At 62.8% G+C, this 17,459-nt stretch carries 13 protein-coding genes; 8 read left to right on the top strand and 5 right to left on the bottom strand.

What is annotated here, in order from left to right:
• The first annotated feature begins 590 nt into the window (after positions 1-590).
• Positions 591-2,009, top strand: coding sequence for an amino acid permease (locus tag HU763_RS17430; RefSeq protein WP_186688616.1), 1,419 nt, complete (start codon positions 591-593; stop codon positions 2,007-2,009).
• Between the two features lie 97 nt (positions 2,010-2,106).
• Here the strand turns inward: HU763_RS17430 and HU763_RS17425 are convergent, their stop codons facing one another.
• Positions 2,107-2,991, bottom strand: a complete 885-nt coding sequence (locus tag HU763_RS17425) for a LysR substrate-binding domain-containing protein (RefSeq protein ID WP_170031242.1) — start codon at positions 2,989-2,991, stop codon at positions 2,107-2,109.
• A 152-nt stretch (positions 2,992-3,143) separates the two neighbouring features.
• On the opposite strand from HU763_RS17425, the gene ydiJ reads away from it, so the two are divergent.
• Positions 3,144-6,164 (top strand): D-2-hydroxyglutarate dehydrogenase YdiJ, encoded by a 3,021-nt coding sequence (gene ydiJ / locus HU763_RS17420; protein ID WP_186688619.1) that lies wholly within the window; start codon positions 3,144-3,146, stop codon positions 6,162-6,164.
• Between the two features lie 145 nt (positions 6,165-6,309).
• Here ydiJ and HU763_RS17415 read toward each other — a convergent pair whose 3' ends face one another.
• The 3 genes from HU763_RS17415 to phhA form a co-directional block, all read right to left on the bottom strand.
• Positions 6,310-7,497, bottom strand: a complete 1,188-nt coding sequence (locus HU763_RS17415) for an MFS transporter (RefSeq protein WP_186688621.1) — start codon at positions 7,495-7,497, stop codon at positions 6,310-6,312.
• A 449-nt stretch (positions 7,498-7,946) separates the two neighbouring features.
• Positions 7,947-8,303 carry a 4a-hydroxytetrahydrobiopterin dehydratase gene (locus HU763_RS17410; protein WP_003254532.1) on the bottom strand — a complete coding sequence of 119 codons (357 nt, stop codon included), beginning with the start codon at positions 8,301-8,303 and terminating at the stop codon, positions 7,947-7,949.
• 39 nt (positions 8,304-8,342) lie between these two features.
• Entirely contained in the window at positions 8,343-9,131 is a 789-nt protein-coding gene (gene phhA, locus HU763_RS17405) for a phenylalanine 4-monooxygenase (protein ID WP_186688623.1), read from the bottom strand.
• 256 nt (positions 9,132-9,387) lie between these two features.
• Here phhA and HU763_RS17400 point away from each other — a divergent pair, with 256 nt between their 5' ends.
• On the top strand, positions 9,388-10,947 hold the full coding sequence (locus tag HU763_RS17400) for a sigma-54-dependent transcriptional regulator (protein ID WP_170031234.1): 1,560 nt from the start codon (positions 9,388-9,390) through the stop codon (positions 10,945-10,947).
• 153 nt (positions 10,948-11,100) lie between these two features.
• On the opposite strand, the gene HU763_RS17395 is transcribed toward HU763_RS17400, so the two are convergent.
• The gene (locus tag HU763_RS17395; protein WP_170031232.1) at positions 11,101-11,355 is read right to left on the bottom strand and encodes a DUF2790 domain-containing protein; all 255 of its coding nucleotides are present in this window, start codon (positions 11,353-11,355) and stop codon (positions 11,101-11,103) included.
• A 397-nt stretch (positions 11,356-11,752) separates the two neighbouring features.
• Here HU763_RS17395 and acs point away from each other — a divergent pair, with 397 nt between their 5' ends.
• From acs to HU763_RS17370, 5 genes are all read left to right on the top strand, one after another.
• On the top strand, positions 11,753-13,714 hold the full coding sequence (gene acs / locus HU763_RS17390) for an acetate--CoA ligase (RefSeq protein WP_170031230.1): 1,962 nt from the start codon (positions 11,753-11,755) through the stop codon (positions 13,712-13,714).
• 621 nt (positions 13,715-14,335) lie between these two features.
• A complete protein-coding gene (locus HU763_RS17385; RefSeq protein ID WP_186688625.1) occupies positions 14,336-15,121 on the top strand; it encodes an ABC transporter substrate-binding protein in 786 nt (261 codons plus the stop codon).
• Between the two features lie 88 nt (positions 15,122-15,209).
• The gene (locus HU763_RS17380; protein WP_012273568.1) at positions 15,210-15,899 is read left to right on the top strand and encodes an ABC transporter permease; all 690 of its coding nucleotides are present in this window, start codon (positions 15,210-15,212) and stop codon (positions 15,897-15,899) included.
• Entirely contained in the window at positions 15,896-16,594 is a 699-nt protein-coding gene (locus tag HU763_RS17375; RefSeq protein ID WP_186688628.1) for an ABC transporter permease, read from the top strand. Before HU763_RS17380 ends, HU763_RS17375 begins: the two co-directional genes overlap by 4 nt.
• Positions 16,595-16,616: 22 nt before the next feature.
• Positions 16,617-17,381 (top strand): ABC transporter ATP-binding protein, encoded by a 765-nt coding sequence (locus HU763_RS17370; protein WP_170031224.1) that lies wholly within the window; start codon positions 16,617-16,619, stop codon positions 17,379-17,381.
• Positions 17,382-17,459 lie beyond the last annotated feature (78 nt).

The raw sequence follows: 17,459 nt of genomic DNA, 5'->3' as shown, positions 1-17,459 counted from the left end.
GTCGCGATGGGCCGCAAAGCGGCCCCAAGACATTGAACAAAAAGAATTTTTCGGACGACTGGCAAGTTCTCGAACCGCCTTGTAAAAAAATCTATACAGATACCGCCGAATTCAGCCCTGATTTCAGATTTTCCACGGCCTTGTAAACATTGCTTGCCGTCGCCACTGTGCCCAAGCCTGCCCCCAGGCTCCGACCACCCTTGCCCAAACCCCCGCCCCCACGGTGTTATAGCCGCCATTGCCGTGTGCAAAAGCCTGTCCACAGAGCCAGGCTGACAAAACAACAAATGGAGGCGCCATGTACGCCGATCACTCCGCCTTTGAAGGCCTACACCACAGGATCGCTGCGTTTTTTCCCAAGGAAACGATGCAGTGCGTTGACGCCTGCGCGTTTGCAGGGGTATACAGTGCGCCGCGTTTTACCTGTGACTCCTTTGCGTACCGCGCACTCCTGATCACCCCTGGTTGACCCGCCCCGGCGGCTGCAGCGTTCAGGAAACCCAAGGTAACCACCTTGCCCATTCCGCTGCGCCACGAGCGCGGTGGGTCCGATTCCGTCACAGATAAAAACAATGCAGGTGACTTCGTTCATGAGTGGACAAAACATGCATTCAGGCGAGCTCAAGCGGGGCCTGAAGAACCGCCACATCCAGCTGATTGCCCTGGGTGGTGCGATCGGTACCGGGCTGTTCCTCGGCTCGGCGGGGGTGATGAAATCCGCCGGCCCGTCGATGATCCTGGGCTACGCCATCTGCGGCTTCATCGCCTTCATGATCATGCGCCAGCTTGGTGAGATGATCGTCGAAGAGCCGGTGGCCGGCTCGTTCAGCCATTTCGCCCATACCTACTGGGGCGGTTTCGCCGGCTTCCTGTCGGGCTGGAACTGCTGGGTGCTGTACATCCTGGTGGGCATGTCGGAGCTGTCGGCAGTCGGCAAATATGTCCACTACTGGTGGCCGGAGATCCCGACCTGGGTCACGGCGGCGGCGTTCTTCGTGCTGATCAACGCCATCAACCTGATGAACGTGAAGTTCTTCGGTGAAGCGGAATTCTGGTTCGCCATCATCAAGGTGGTGGCCATCGTCAGCATGATCGGCCTGGGTGCCTACCTGCTGACCAGTGGCAGCGGCGGCCCCGAGGCGACCGTGGCCAACCTGTGGTCGCATGGTGGCTTCTTCCCGAACGGTGTCAGCGGGCTGGTGATGGCCCTGGCGTTCATCATGTTCTCCTTCGGTGGCCTGGAAATGCTTGGCTTTACCGCTGCCGAGGCCGACAAGCCGAAGACCGTGATCCCCAAGGCGATCAACCAGGTCATCTACCGCATCCTGATCTTCTATGTGGGCGCCCTGGTGGTCCTGCTGTCGCTGACCCCGTGGGACAACCTGGTGGCCAGCATCGCTGCCTCGGGTGGCAGCTATGGCAGCAGCCCGTTCGTTCAGGTGTTCTCGCTGCTGGGCAGTGACGTGGCGGCGCACCTGCTGAACTTCGTGGTCCTGACTGCGGCATTGTCGGTATACAACAGCGGCACCTACTGCAACGCCCGCATGCTGCTGGGCATGGCCGAACAGGGCGACGCCCCGGCATCGCTGGCCAAGGTCGACAAGCGTGGCGTACCTGTGCGTTCGATCCTGGCATCGGCCGTGGTGACCTTCGTTGCCGTGCTGCTCAACTACCTGATGCCGCAGAATGCCCTGGAGCTGCTGATGTCGCTGGTGGTGGCCACCCTGGTGATCAACTGGGCGATGATCAGCTACTCGCACCTGAAGTTCCGCCAGCACCTCGACCGCACCGGCCAGCAGCCGCTGTTCAAGGCCTTGTGGTACCCCTATGGCAACTACCTGTGCCTGGCGTTCGTGGTGCTGATCCTGGGCATCATGCTGATGATCCCGGGTATCCGCGTGTCGGTGTATGCGATCCCGATCTGGCTGTTTGCGATGTTCGTGATCTACATGGTCAAGCCGCGTCGCAGGATGAATACCGCTGTAGCGGCTACCGGCATGGCCAAATAAGACGCCATGCAGTAATCGGAAACCCGAAGTCAGGTACCTGGCTTCGGGTTTTTTCTTGCCTGTCGCGGCCCTGTCGCCGGCAAGCCAGCAGCAGAGGTCAGATCTGTTCCAGCAACCAGCTTCTGAATGCCCGCAACGATGGCAACGCTTCGTTCCTCGGCGGGTAGATCAGGTAATAACTGCGCTGGCTGGCAAACGCCTCGCCGGGGCTGTACAGCTCGCCCTTGGCCAGTTCTTCTTCCACCAGGATGCGCGGCACCAGGCCGATGCCGATACCGGCCCGTACCGCCTGGATCAGGTGCGAGGTCAGCTCGAAGCTCGGCCCCAGGCGCATCGCCCGGTGCGCCAGGCCATGGTGCGAGAACCACTCGCCCCAGGCATGCGGGTTGTTGGCCACGTTCAGCAGTACCTCTTCACTGATCCGGGCCGGGCTCCAGCCCTGGCCATCCGCGCCAGCTTCCGGCGGCAGGATCACCACCAGCTGCTCGGCATGCAGGCGATGGCAGACCAACCCCGGCAGGTCGTGGCTGGCCACGCCGATGGCGGCGTCGATCTCGCTGGTGTCGAAATTGATGGCTTCGATGCGTGAATGAATGTGCACCAGCATGCCCGGGTGGGCGCTGTAGAACGCGTGCAGCCGTGGTAGCAGCCACTTCGAGCCGAAGGTGGGCAGGGTGGCCAGGCGCAAGGTGCCGACCCCCGACTGATAGGCCAATGCCTGCAGGGTGGCACTGCGGATGCGCCCCAGGGCTTCGCTGAGTTCGCGCTGGTACAGGCGCCCGACATCGGTGAGTTGCACCTGGCGCCCCTCGCGGCGGAACAGGGTCAGCCCCAGCTGTTGTTCCAGTGCCTGTACCTGGCGGCTGACTGCGCTCTGGGTCAGCGACAGTTCGGCGGCGGCGCGGGTATAGCTTTCATGTCGGGCGGCGGCCTCGAAAGCCAGCAGCAGCGACATCGACGGGGTGAGGTGGCGGTAATTCATTCATGGAAGTCATCGATAGCGGCAGGATTATCCGTTTGCCCCGGAAGTGAAACTACAGGAACATTGGCCTATACGTCATCCCTGCATGCCTTCACTCATGCCGGGACGACAGGAATCCCGTGAATTAGCCTATATCAAGAGGCCATCCTTCGATGATCGCCCAGCTGCCGACTGTCGCCCCGAGCGCCAACTACCCAGAATTCCTCGAAGCCCTGCGCAACAGCGGCTTCCGTGGCCAGATCAGTGCCGACTACGCTACCCGCACGGTGCTGGCCACCGACAACTCGATCTACCAGCGCTTGCCGCAGGCAGCGGTGTTCCCGCTGGACGCCGACGACGTGGTGCGGGTCGCCACGCTGATGGGCGAGCCGCGCTTCCGCCAGGTCAAGCTGACCCCGCGTGGCGGAGGCACCGGCACCAACGGCCAGTCGCTGACCGACGGTATCGTGGTCGATCTGTCACGGCACATGAACAAGATCCTCGAAATCAACGTCGAGGAGCGCTGGGTACGGGTGCAGGCGGGTACGGTCAAGGACCAGCTCAACGCCGCGCTCAAGCCGCACGGGCTGTTCTTCGCCCCCGAGCTGTCCACCTCCAACCGTGCCACCGTCGGCGGCATGATCAATACCGATGCCAGTGGCCAGGGCAGCTGCACCTATGGCAAGACCCGCGACCACGTACTGGAGCTGCACAGCGTGCTGCTCGGTGGCGAGCGCCTGCACAGCCTGCCGATCGACGATGCCGCGCTGGAGCAGGCCTGTGCCGCGCCCGGCCGGGTCGGCGAGGTGTACCGCATGGCGCGGGAGATCCAGGAAACCCAGGCAGACCTGATCGACACCACGTTTCCCAGGCTCAACCGCTGCCTGACCGGTTACGACCTGGCGCACCTGCGCGACGAACAAGGCCGCTTCAACCTCAACAGCGTACTGTGCGGGGCCGAGGGTTCGTTGGGCTACGTGGTCGAAGCCAAGCTCAATGTGCTGCCGATCCCCAAGTACGCCGTGCTGGTCAATGTGCGCTACAGCAGCTTCATGGATGCCCTGCGCGATGCCAATGCGCTGATGGCACACAAGCCGCTGTCGATCGAGACCGTCGACTCCAAGGTGCTGATGCTGGCGATGAAGGACATCGTCTGGCATAGCGTCGCCGAATACTTCCCGGCCGACCCCGAGCGCCCGACCTTGGGCATCAACCTGGTGGAGTTCTGCGGCGACGAGCCGGCCGAGGTCAACGCCAGGGTGCAGGCGTTCATCCAGCATCTGCAGAGCGACACCAGTGTCGAGCGCCTGGGCCATACCCTGGCCGAGGGCGCCGAGGCGGTGACCCGGGTCTATACCATGCGTAAACGTTCGGTGGGCCTGCTGGGCAACGTCGAGGGCGAAGTGCGCCCGCAGCCGTTCGTCGAGGACACCGCAGTACCGCCGGAGCAACTGGCCGACTACATCGCCGAGTTCCGCGCGCTGCTCGATGGCTACGGCCTGGCCTATGGCATGTTCGGCCACGTCGACGCCGGTGTGCTGCACGTGCGCCCGGCGCTGGACATGAAGGACCCGGCCCAGGCCGCGCTGGTCAAGCCGATCTCCGATGCCGTGGCGGCGCTGACCAGGCGCTACGGCGGCCTACTGTGGGGCGAGCACGGCAAGGGCCTGCGTTCGGAGTACGTGCCCGAGTACTTCGGTGAGCTGTACCCGGCGCTGCAGCGCCTGAAAGGCGCCTTCGACCCGCACAACCAGCTCAACCCCGGCAAGATCTGCACCCCGCCGGACAGCGCCGAGGGCCTGACCAGGGTCGATGGCGTGACCCTGCGCGGCGATCTCGACCGCACCATCGACGAGCGCGTGTGGCAGGACTTCGGCAGCGCCGTGCACTGCAACGGCAACGGCGCCTGCTACAACTACGACCCCAACGATGCCATGTGCCCGTCGTGGAAGGCCACCCGCGAACGGCAGCATTCACCCAAGGGCCGCGCCTCGCTGATGCGTGAGTGGCTGCGCCTGCAGGGCGAGGCGAACATCGATGTGCTGGCTGCGGCGCGCAATCGAGTGTCCTGGCTCAAGGGCCTGCCGGCACGCCTGCGCAACAACCGCGCACGCAGCCAGGGGCAGGCAGATTTCTCCCATGAGGTGTACGACGCCATGGCCGGCTGCCTGGCGTGCAAGTCGTGCGCCGGGCAGTGCCCGATCAAGGTCAACGTGCCGGACTTCCGCTCGCGCTTCCTCGAGCTGTACCACGGCCGCTACCAGCGCCCGCTGCGTGACTACCTGATCGGCTCGCTGGAGTTCACCATCCCGTACCTGGCCCACGCGCCAGGGCTGTACAACGCGGTGATGGGCTCGAAGTGGGTGAGCCGGCTGCTGGCCGACAAGGTGGGCATGGTCGACAGCCCGTTGCTCAGCCGCTTCAACTTCCAGGCTACCCTGGCCCGCTGCCGTGTCGGCGTGGCCAGTGTGCCAGCCCTGCGTGAACTGACCCCGGCCCAGCGTGAACGCAGCATCGTGCTGGTGCAGGACGCCTTCACCCGCTACTTCGAAACGCCACTGCTGTCGGCTTTCATCGACCTGGCGCACCGCCTGGGCCACCGCGTGTTCCTGGCCCCGTACAGCGCCAACGGCAAGCCGCTGCATGTGCAGGGTTTCCTCGGTGCGTTCGCCAAGGCGGCGATCCGCAATGCCACCCAGCTCAAGGCCCTGGCTGACTGCGGCGTGCCGCTGGTGGGCCTGGACCCGGCGATGACCCTGGTGTACCGCCAGGAGTACCAGAAAGTCCCGGGCCTGGACGGCTGCCCGAAGGTATTGTTGCCGCAGGAGTGGCTGATGGACGTGTTGCCGGAGCAGGCCGCGAGCGCGTCGGGCAGTTTCCGCCTGATGGCGCACTGCACCGAGAAGACCAACGTGCTGGCCAGCACCCGCCAGTGGGAGCAGGTGTTCGCCCGCCTGGGGCTTAAGCTGGTGACCGAGGCCACTGGCTGCTGCGGGATGTCCGGTACCTATGGGCACGAGGCGCGTAACCAGGAAACCTCGCGGACCATCTTCGAGCAGAGCTGGGCGACCAAGCTGGACAAGGAAGGCGAGCCGCTGGCGACGGGGTATTCCTGCCGTAGCCAGGTCAAGCGCATGAGCGAGCGGCAGATGCGCCACCCGCTGGAAGTGGTGTTGCAGTACGTCCAGCGCTAGGTTTCCGGGTCTCGGGGGCTGCTTTGCAGCCCATCGCGACACCAGGCCGCTCCTACAGCAAGCGTGAGCTGCGCCTCAGCTCAAGCGCGCGGTACCTGTAGGAGCGGCCTGGTGTCGCGAAAGGGGTGCAAAGCACCCCCTGTTGTTAGAGACCCCGCTGACGCCGCACCTGCCTGTACAGATACAGGCTCAACAGCAACCCGCAAGCCGCCGCTGCCGCTGCAAACAGAAACATCGAAGCAAAGCCGAACCCCGCCGCCACCGCGCCCACCAGCGGCCCGGTCACCCCCAGCGACAAGTCGATGAACAGCGAATAGGCGCCGACCGCAGCCCCGCGGTTGGCCGCTGTCACCTGGTTCACCGCCTCTACCCCCAGCGCCGGGAACACCAGCGAGAAGCCGAACCCGCTCAGTGCGGCGCCTGCCAGCGCCAGTTCGGCACTCGGCGCCAGCCACAGCATCAGCAGCCCGAGCGTTTCCACCGACAGGCAGGCAATCGCCACGCGGAACCCGCCAATCCGGTTGATCAGGTTGCCGAACAGCAGCCGTGCGCTGATGAAGCTGGCACCGAACAGGCTCAGGGTCAGCGCTGCATTGGCCCAGCCGCGGCTGGCGTAGTACAGGGTGATGAAGGTGGCGATGGTGCCGAAGCCGATCGAGCCCAGGGCCAGCCCCGAACCGTGTGGGAACACCTTGCCCAGCACCCGCAGGAACGGCAGGCGCACGCCGCTGACGATCGGCGCCGCCTGCCGGGGCCAGGCCAGCAGCAGGCCGAGCGCGCACAGCAGGATGATGCTCGCACCCATGCTCCACAGCCCCAGGCCTTTGACCATCAGCACGCCCAGCGGGGCGCCGATGGCCAGCGCGCCGTAGCTGGCGATGCCGTTCCAGGAGATGACCTTGGCGGTGTGTTCGGCACCGACCCGGCCGATCCCCCAGCCGATCGACCCCGAACCCACCAGGCTTTCGGCGCTGCCCAGCACCAGGCGGCCGGCCAGCAGGCTGGCCAGGCTCAGCCAGGGCAGGTGGGTGAGGAAGGCGCAGGCGAGCATGAACACCCCGCTGAGGCCACACCCGGCCAGGCCATACAGGACTGCTTTCTTGCTGCCATGGTTGTCGATGATGCGGCTGGCCGTGGGGCGGCTGAGCAGGGTGGCCAGGTATTGCACGCTGATCACCAGGCCGGCGACCACGGCGCCGAAGCCCAGGTCGTTGTGCACATAGCCGGGCAATACGGCCAGGGGGATGCCGATGTTCAGGTAGCCGATGAAGGTGAAGAGGACGATGGAGACGACTTGCAGGGTGACCGCAAGGGGGCGCGGTGAGTCGGGCATGGGGGCCTACGTGGGTTCTGGACGGTGTGAAAACGTGATGACGGGGTTGGCCCGCAGGTCAGCCGTTTTCACACAGTCGGGGATGCGCGGTTAGTCCTGGTCAGCGCTGGATTGATCGTCACCATCCTGCTCGACGGCAGCTGCCGGTTCGGCATGAACGGTTACGGTTGGCTCTTCTGGGTTCAGGCTTGGGAAGGGAAGATTCGGGATTTCATGCATCTCGTCGTTCCTCGCAAGTGTGAGTGAAAAGTCTGCGCCAGGCGCGTTTGAAGCTTCGCAAAGCTGGGGCAGGATACACAAGTCTGGATGACAGTTTGGTTTTTTTGCCGGTCGCCGGTCGGTTTTGCGGGCGAACAGCGGACATTTTCCCTGCAAAAACTGGGGCCGCTTCGCGCCCCATCGCGGGCGTGCCCGCGAAGGGGCGCGAAGCGGCCCCGATTCCCAAGCGGTTACTTGCGGCCTTCAGCCGTCTCCGCCACCTTGTCAGTGCGCGCGCACATGATGAAGTCGTTGCGGTGCAGGCCCTTGATCGAGTGGCTCCACCAGGTCACGGTGACCTTGCCCCACTCGGTCAGCAGGCCCGGGTGGTGGCCTTCGGCTTCGGCGATTTCGCCCACGGCATTGGTGAACGCCAGGGCGTGCTTGAAGTTCTTGAACAGGAAGACGCGCTCCAGTTCCATGTGGCCATCGCGTACTTCGATGTTCCAGTCCGGGATCTCGCGAATCAGCTCGGCCAGCTCCTCGTCAGTGACTTTCGGGGCGTCGGCGCGGCAGGCTTCGCAATGGGCTTGGTTCAAGGCATTCATGTGGTGTTTTCCGGTTCGAGTTGTTATCGGCAAGGTCGCTCAGGCGGCGACCTTGGGTGGAAACTTCGGTGCGTGCAGGCCCAACTGCATGGCTTGATGAACCATGCCCATGATGTCTTCGTGGGCCAGGTCGAACAGGCACTTCATGTTCGGCAGCACGAAATACAGCGGCTGCAGGATGTCGATGCGGTACGGGGTGCGCATGGCTTCGATCGGGTCGAAGGGCTGGTGCTCCGGCTCGGCAGACAGACTGTAGACGGTTTCTTTCGGCGACGAGAGGATGCCGCCACCATAGATCTTGCGGCCTTGGGCGGTTTCGATGAGGCCGAACTCGATGGTCATCCAGTACAGGCGCGCCAGGTACACGCGCTGCTCCTTGGTCGCGGCCAGGCCGAGCTTGCCGTAGGTATGGGTGAATTCGGCGAACCAGGGGTTGGTCAGCAGCGGGCAGTGGCCGAAGATCTCGTGGAAGATGTCGGGCTCTTGCAGGTAGTCCAGCTCTTCCGGGGTGCGGATGAACGTGGCGACCGGGAAGCGCTTGCTGGCGAGCAGCTCGAAGAAGGTCTGGAAGGGGATCAGTGCCGGCACCCGGGCAACCTGCCAACCCGTGGTGGCGCCCAGCACCTTGTTGATCTCGCCCAGTTGCGGAATCCGGTCATGCGGCAGCTTGAGCTGGTCGATGCCGTCCAGGTATTCCTGGCAGGCGCGGCCTTCGATCACTTTCAGCTGGCGGGTGATCAGGGTGTTCCATACCGCATGCTCTTGCTGCGGGTAGTCGATAAAACCGTGCGCATCGGGCTCGCGTGCCACGTATTGCGTCTGTTTCATGTGGCTCTCCTGGTGAGGGCTTTTCTTGTTATGTGCAGGACATGCCTAAGGAATATCCCTTCGCCGGCTGCTTTGCACGGGGGTAGGAGATAGGCGGGATGGGCTTCTTGCGGCGTTTTCGTAACGAATATTTTACAAAACCCAGCAGGTGTCGGAAAATCCGAGGCATCTGGCTGATGCCTAGGCGGTTTTTGTCAGCTTATCTTTACGACTTTTCTGCGCTGTAGTGAAAAACCTCGGCGCTTCGAGAGCCCTCATGCGTATCAAAGTGCATTGCCAGAACCGTATTGGCATCCTGCGCGACATCCTCAACCTGCTGGTGGAGTACGGAATCAACGTGCTGCGCGGCGAGGTGGGCGGTGACCATGGCAACGCCATCTACCTGCATTGCCCCAACCTGATCAATTTGCAGTTCCAGGCGCTGCGGCCCAAGTTCGAGGCCATCGCCGGGGTGTTCGGCGTCAAGCGCGTGGGGTTGATGCCCAGCGAACGTCGCCACATGGAGCTGAACGCGCTGCTGGGCGCGTTGGACTTCCCGGTGCTGTCGATCGACATGGGCGGCAGCATCGTCGCCGCCAACCGCGCGGCAGCCCAGTTGCTGGGTGTGCGGGTGGACGAGGTGCCGGGCATGCCGCTGGCGCGCTATGTCGAAGACTTCGACCTGCCGGAGCTGGTGCGCGCCAACAAATCGCGCATCAACGGCCTGCGTATCAAGGTCAAGGGCGATGTGTTCCTGGCCGATATCGCGCCGCTGCAGTCCGAGCACGACGACAGCGAGGCGCTGGCCGGTGCAGTGCTGACCCTGCACCGCGCCGACCGCATCGGCGAGCGTATCTACAATGTGCGCAAGCAGGAGCTGCGCGGTTTCGACAGCATCTTCCAGAGTTCGCGGGTCATGGCTGCCGTGGTCCGCGAGGCGCGGCGCATGGCACCACTGGATGCGCCCTTGCTGATCGAGGGTGAGACAGGCACCGGCAAGGAGTTGCTGGCGCGTGCCTGCCACCTGGCCAGCCCGCGCGGGCAGTCGCCGCTGATGGCGCTGAACTGCGCCGGCTTGCCCGAGTCGATGGCCGAGACCGAGCTGTTCGGTTACGGCCCCGGGGCCTTCGAAGGTGCGCGGGCCGAGGGTAAGCTGGGGCTGCTGGAGCTGACCGCCGGTGGCACGCTGTTCCTTGATGGGGTAGGGGAGATGAGCCCGCGCCTGCAGGTGAAGTTGCTGCGCTTTCTGCAGGACGGCTGCTTCCGCCGCGTAGGCAGCGATGAAGAGGTGTACCTGGACGTGCGGGTGATCTGCGCGACCCAGGTGGATTTGTCCGAATTGTGCGCGCGTGGCGAGTTCCGCCAGGACCTGTACCACCGGCTCAATGTGTTGTCGCTGCACATTCCGCCGTTGCGCGAATGCATGGACGGCCTGGAAGGGCTGGTGCAGCACTTTCTCGACCAGGCCAGCCGGCAGATCGGTTGTGCCATGCCGCGCCTGGCGCCGGCGGCGATGGACAAACTTGCCCAGTACCATTGGCCGGGCAATGTAAGGCAACTGGAAAACGTATTGTTCCAGGCGGTTTCGTTATGCGATGGCGGCGTGGTCAAGAGCGAACATATTCGCTTGCCGGATTATGGCGCGCGGCAACCGTTGGGTGAGTTTTCGCTGGACGGGGATCTTTCGCAGATTGTCGGGCGCTTTGAGAAGGCGGTGCTGGAAAGTTTGATGGGGGAATTCCCGAGTAGTCGGGCTTTAGGTAAAAGACTGGGTGTTTCGCATACGACCATTGCCAACAAGTTGAGGGATTACTCGCTTGGCAAGTCTGCAGATTAATCAGGCTTTATAAAAGGTGGGACTGCTGCGCAGTCCTTTCGCGACACAAGGCCGCTCCTACAAGTACTGCGCAGGCTTCAAACATTGCGCGGTACCTGTAGGAGCGGCCTTGTGTCGCGAATGGGGCCCGCAGGGCCCCCAATTCACAAGGTATCAGCCGTTCGAGCAGCCGTTCCCCATCACGCGGTATTCGAGAATGTGCTTCTGGCCCTTGGAGTCTTCATAGGTCATGCGGGCTGGCACCACTTCGCATACATTGGGCACTTCGCTCATGGAAATGACGCGGGCAATGTCCAGGTGCTGCGCGTAGTTGTACTGTTCAACCGGAATCTGCTCGGCATCTTTGCCTTCGCCGGCCATCGCCGCGCCGCAAAGACTGCCAAGTACCAATACCAGTAAAGCTTTCATTTTCTATTTACCTGTCTAAGGTCGTGAGGGGGCGCGCGGCGCTTTTGGCGCCGCGAGTATTGCTGGTTTAACTATCGGGATAAGACGGGGATTAACGCTTGCCTTCGTGGGGGCTGTTACCAGTTGTTAATCGCCTTGCCGTTGCTGGCGAGATGAATTTTAGGGTTGTCGCCAAGGCTGAAACAGTGGGGCTTTTGATAAAGTGTTTTGGCAGAATCTGTAACAATCGTCTGGGCAACCCGCCAATTGTCGCTTCGTCACGGCTGTAAAGCCCATGCTAGAGCGTCCGTGCTGTACGGGCGTACCAAATTACTACCAACGTCGAATGGCTTTTGTCGCTCTGGTACAGTTACAAACGGTCCCATACAAAAACAACTATTACACCGAGGTAACACAGATGAGTGCGGCTCCACTGTATCCCGTTCGTCCCGAGGTTGCGGCCACCACGCTGACCGACGAGGCCACCTACAAGGCCATGTACCAGCAGTCGGTGATCAACCCGGACGGCTTCTGGCGCGAGCAGGCCCAGCGTATCGACTGGATCAAGCCGTTCACCAAGGTCAAGCAGACCTCCTTCGACGACCACCATGTCGATATCAAATGGTTCGCCGACGGCACTCTGAACGTTTCCTCCAACTGCCTGGATCGCCACCTCGAAGAGCGCGGCGACCAGCTGGCCATCATCTGGGAGGGCGACGATCCTTCCGAGCACCGCAACATCACCTACCGCGAACTGCACGAGCAGGTCTGCAAGTTTGCCAACGCCCTGCGTGGCCAGGATGTGCACCGCGGTGACGTGGTCACCATCTATATGCCGATGATCCCCGAGGCCGTGGTCGCCATGCTGGCCTGTGCCCGTATCGGTGCGATCCACTCGGTGGTGTTCGGTGGCTTCTCCCCCGAAGCGCTGGCCGGGCGTATCATCGACTGCAAGTCCAAGGTGGTCATCACCGCCGACGAAGGCGTGCGCGGCGGCCGCCGTACCCCGCTCAAGGCCAACGTCGACCTGGCACTGACCAACCCGGAAACCAACAGCGTGCAGAAGATCATCGTGTGCAAGCGCACCGGTGGCGAGATTGCCTGGCACCAGCACCGCGACATCTGGTACGAAGACCTGATGAAAGTGGCTTCCAGCCACTGCGCACCGAAGGAGATGGGCGCCGAGGAAGCGCTGTTCATCCTTTACACCTCTGGCTCCACCGGCAAGCCCAAGGGCGTGCTGCACACCACCGGCGGTTACCTGGTATACGCCGCGCTGACCCATGAGCGCGTGTTCGACTACCGCCCGGGCGAGGTGTACTGGTGCACCGCCGACGTCGGCTGGGTCACCGGCCACAGCTACATTGTCTACGGCCCGCTGGCCAACGGCGCCACCACGCTGCTGTTCGAAGGCGTGCCGAACTACCCGGACATCACCCGCGTGTCGAAGATCATCGACAAGCACAAGGTCAACATCCTCTACACCGCACCAACTGCCATTCGCGCAATGATGGCCGAAGGCGAGGCCGCGGTGGCCGGGGCCGACGGCTCCAGCCTGCGTCTGCTGGGCTCGGTGGGCGAGCCGATCAACCCCGAAGCCTGGAACTGGTACTACAAGGCCGTGGGCAAGGAACGTTGCCCGATCGTCGATACCTGGTGGCAGACCGAAACCGGCGGCATCCTGATCAGCCCGCTGCCAGGTGCCACTGGCCTCAAGCCGGGTTCGGCCACCCGTCCGTTCTTCGGCGTGGTGCCGGCCCTGGTGGACAACCTGGGCAACCTGATCGAAGGTGCCGCCGAAGGTAACCTGGTGATCCTCGATTCCTGGCCGGGGCAATCGCGTTCGCTGTATGGCGACCACGACCGCTTCGTCGACACCTATTTCAAGACCTTCCGTGGCATGTACTTCACCGGCGACGGCGCGCGCCGCGATGAAGATGGCTACTACTGGATCACCGGCCGCGTGGATGACGTGCTCAACGTGTCCGGTCACCGCATGGGCACTGCCGAGATCGAAAGCGCCATGGTGGCGCATTCGAAAGTGGCCGAGGCGGCGGTGGTGGGCGTGCCGCATGACATCAAGGGGCAGGGCATCTATGTATATGTCACCCTCAATGCCGGCATTGAGCCCAGCGAGCAGTTGCGCCTGGAGCTGAAGAACTGGGTGCGCAAGGAAATCGGCCCGATCGCCTCGCCGGATGTGATCCAGTGGGCGCCGGGGCTACCGAAGACCCGTTCGGGCAAGATCATGCGCCGCATCCTGCGCAAGATTGCCACGGGCGAATACGGCGCGCTGGGTGACATCTCGACCCTGGCCGACCCGGGGGTGGTGCAGCACCTGATCGATACCCACAAGGCGATGAGCCTGGCTTCGGCCTGATAATGGGCCTGTACGCGATCCCTTGTAGGAGCGGCCTTGCGTCGCGATGGGGCGCGAAGCGGCCCCGGCAATTGAGGCTGCGAAGCTGAAATCCTGGGGCCGCTTCGCGCCCCATCGCGACGCAGGCCGCTCCTGCAGGGGCGCGCGCCTGCAGCAAGAACCCCGCCCGGGCAACCGGCGGGGTTTTTGCTTTACTGTTACCCGACATTCATCGGTAACTGTTCTGTCACCGTTGGCGCACGGCATCGGGGCGCCAGGAAACAATTCCGCTTCGTTTCGGTGCATTTCGCCGGCATTTTTCCCCGCGCAACACGCTACACTTGCCGTACTACAAGGCTTTGCCAATAATAGGCCCGGGAATTGCTAGGTCTATAGGTTCTATTTCTTGCGCTTTTGCATATTTTGCACTGGCTGTCAACATCGCCCGCAGCGGTTTCAGGCGCTTCTGTAAGTAGTTGTCGCTTTGAAGAAATATCGACTACCGGGCTGTCGCTAGAATGCCACTCACACGCTCGTGGTCTGCGACCTTGGTCGATACCCTGCGCGGCTCGCGTTGTACCCATTCGCATATCGGGCAGCCGTTACCTGCCTTGTATTGCCCCGTACCGATGGAGTTACCTGATGAAGAAGCTCGCACTGCTTGGCGCCCTGGCGCTGTCCGTGTTTTCCCTGGTATCGCAGGCCGATGAAAAACCGTTGAAAATCGGTATCGAGGCCGCCTACCCACCCTTTGCCTTCAAGCAACCTGATGGCAGCATCGCCGGTTTCGACTACGACATCGGCAACGCGCTGTGCGAAGAGATGAAAGCCAAGTGCACCTGGGTCGAGCAGGAATTCGACGGCCTGATCCCGGCGCTGAAGGTGCGCAAGATCGACGCCATCCTGTCGTCCATGTCGATCACTGACGACCGCAAGAAATCGGTCGACTTCACCAAGCGCTACTACCTGACCCCGGCGCGCCTGGTGATGAAGGAAGGTACCACCGTCAGCGACAGCCTGGATGAACTCAAGGGCAAGAAGATCGGCGTGCAGCGCGGTTCGATCCACGACCGCTTCGCCAAGGAAGTGCTCGGCGCCAAGGGTGCCACCGTGGTGCCTTACGGCACCCAGAACGAAATCTACCTGGACGTGGCAGCCGGTCGCCTCGATGGTACCGTGGCTGACGCCACCCTGCTGGAAGACGGCTTCCTGAAGACCGACGCTGGCAAAGGCTTTGCCTTCGTCGGCCCGTCCTTTACCGACGCCAAGTATTTCGGTGACGGCATCGGCATTGCCGTGCGCAAGGGTGACGACGCCAACCGCGAGCGCATCAACAAGGCCATCGACGCCATCCGCGCCAATGGCAAGTACAAAGAAATCGAGAAGAAGTACTTCAACTTCGATATCTACGGTCCAGACTCGAACTAAGACGTCGGGTTTCACCTGTGCAATGGTGCAAACAGCAGAAACTCTGAGGTTTGCACCATTTTTCATTCTCTAGGTCGAGGACCTCATCATGTTGAAAGGCTACGGGGCAGTCATCCTCGACGGGGCGTGGCTGACGCTGCAGCTCGCCCTGTCGTCGATGGCCCTGGCCATCGTGCTCGGCCTGATCGGTGTGGCGCTGCGCTTGTCGCCGGTGCGCTGGCTGGCCTGGCTGGGCGATCTGTATTCCACGGTGATCCGTGGCATTCCGGACCTGGTCCTGATCCTGCTGATCTTCTACGGCGGGCAGGACATCATCAACCGGGTGGCGCCGCTGTTGGGCTATGAAGACTACATCGACCTGAATCCGCTGATCGCGGGTATCGGTACCCTGGGCTTCATCTTTGGCGCGTACCTGTCGGAAACCTTCCGTGGCGCGTTCCTGGGCATTCCCAAGGGGCAGGCCGAAGCGGGCGTGGCCTATGGCATGAGCAATCGCCAGGTGTTCTTCCGCATCCAGGTGCCACAGATGATTCGCCTGGCTATTCCAGGTTTCACCAACAACTGGCTGGTGCTGACCAAGGCCACCGCGCTGATCTCGGTGGTCGGCTTGCAGGACATGATGTTCAAGGCCAAGCAGGCGGCCGATGCCACCCGCGAGCCTTTCACCTTCTTCCTCGCGGTGGCGGCCCTGTACCTGGTACTGACCAGTGTCTCGCTGCTGGCCCTGAAGTATCTCGAGCGCCGCTATTCGGTGGGCGTCAAGGTGGCTGAACTATGATCTTCGACTACAACGTCGTCTGGGAGGCGTTGCCGATGTACTTCGGCGGCCTGCTGACCACGCTCAAGCTGCTGGCCATTTCGCTGTTCTTCGGCCTGCTGGCGGCCATTCCGCTGGGCCTGATGCGGGTGTCCAAGCAGCCGGCAATCAACCTGGTGGCCTGGCTCTACACCTATGTGATCCGCGGCACGCCGATGCTGGTGCAGCTGTTCCTGATCTACTACGGCCTGGCGCAGTTCGAGGCGGTGCGCGAAAGCGTCCTGTGGCCGCTGTTGTCCAGCGCCACGTTCTGTGCCTGCTTGGCGTTCGGCATCAACACCAGCGCCTACACTGCCGAGATCATCGCCGGCAGCCTCAAGGCCACGCCGCATGGCGAGATCGAGGCGGCCAAGGCCGTGGGCATGTCGCGCATGAAGATGTACCGGCGCATCCTGCTGCCGTCGGCCCTGCGCCGGGCGCTGCCGCAGTACAGCAACGAAGTGATCATGATGCTGCAGACCACCAGCCTGGCGTCGATCGTCACCCTGATCGACATCACCGGTGCTGCGCGCACGGTCAATGCCCAGTACTACCTGCCTTTCGAGGCCTATATCACGGCGGGCGTGTTCTACCTGTGCCTGACCTTCATCCTGGTGCGCCTGTTCAAGATGGCCGAACGCCGCTGGCTCGGCTACCTGGCGCCGCGCAAGCACTGACCGCTTTGTGAGAATCGACAGCATGTACAAACTCGAAGTCCAAGACCTGCACAAGCGCTACGGCAGCCATGAAGTGCTCAAGGGCGTGTCCCTGTCGGCCAAGGCAGGCGATGTCATCAGCATCATCGGCTCCAGCGGTTCGGGCAAGTCGACCTTCCTGCGCTGCATCAACCTGCTGGAGCAGCCGCACGCCGGCAAGATCCTGCTCAATAATGAAGAACTCAAGCTGGTGCCGGGCAAGGACGGTGCGCTCAAGGCCGCCGACCCGCGTCAGTTGCAGCGCATGCGCTCGCGCCTGTCGATGGTGTTCCAGCATTTCAACCTGTGGTCGCACATGACCGCGCTGGAGAACATCATCGAAGCGCCGGTGCATGTGCTCGGGGTGAGCCGCAAGGAAGCCCTGGAAAAGGCCGAGCACTACCTGGCCAAGGTCGGTGTGGCGCACCGCAAGGACGCCTTCCCCGGGCACATGTCCGGCGGCGAGCAGCAGCGGGTGGCCATTGCCCGGGCGCTGGCGATGGAGCCGGAAGTGATGCTGTTCGATGAGCCGACTTCGGCGCTGGACCCGGAGCTGGTGGGCGATGTGCTCAAGGTCATGCAGGCCCTGGCCCAGGAAGGCCGGACCATGGTCGTGGTAACCCACGAAATGGGCTTTGCCCGCGAGGTGTCGAACCAGCTGGTGTTCCTGCACAAGGGGCTGGTCGAAGAAACCGGTTGCCCGCGCCAGGTGCTGGCCAATCCGCAGTCGGAGCGCCTCAAGCAGTTCCTCTCCGGCAGCCTGAAGTAAAAGCTGCATTTCTGCACCATAATAGGGCATGCTGCGCGGCGAGCGCAGCCTGACCCGGCGCACAGACTCGAACGACCT

The organism is Pseudomonas anuradhapurensis (genome assembly GCF_014269225.2).
Lineage (GTDB): Bacteria > Pseudomonadota > Gammaproteobacteria > Pseudomonadales > Pseudomonadaceae > Aquipseudomonas > Aquipseudomonas anuradhapurensis.
This window is presented reverse-complemented; position numbering and strand designations above follow the sequence as displayed.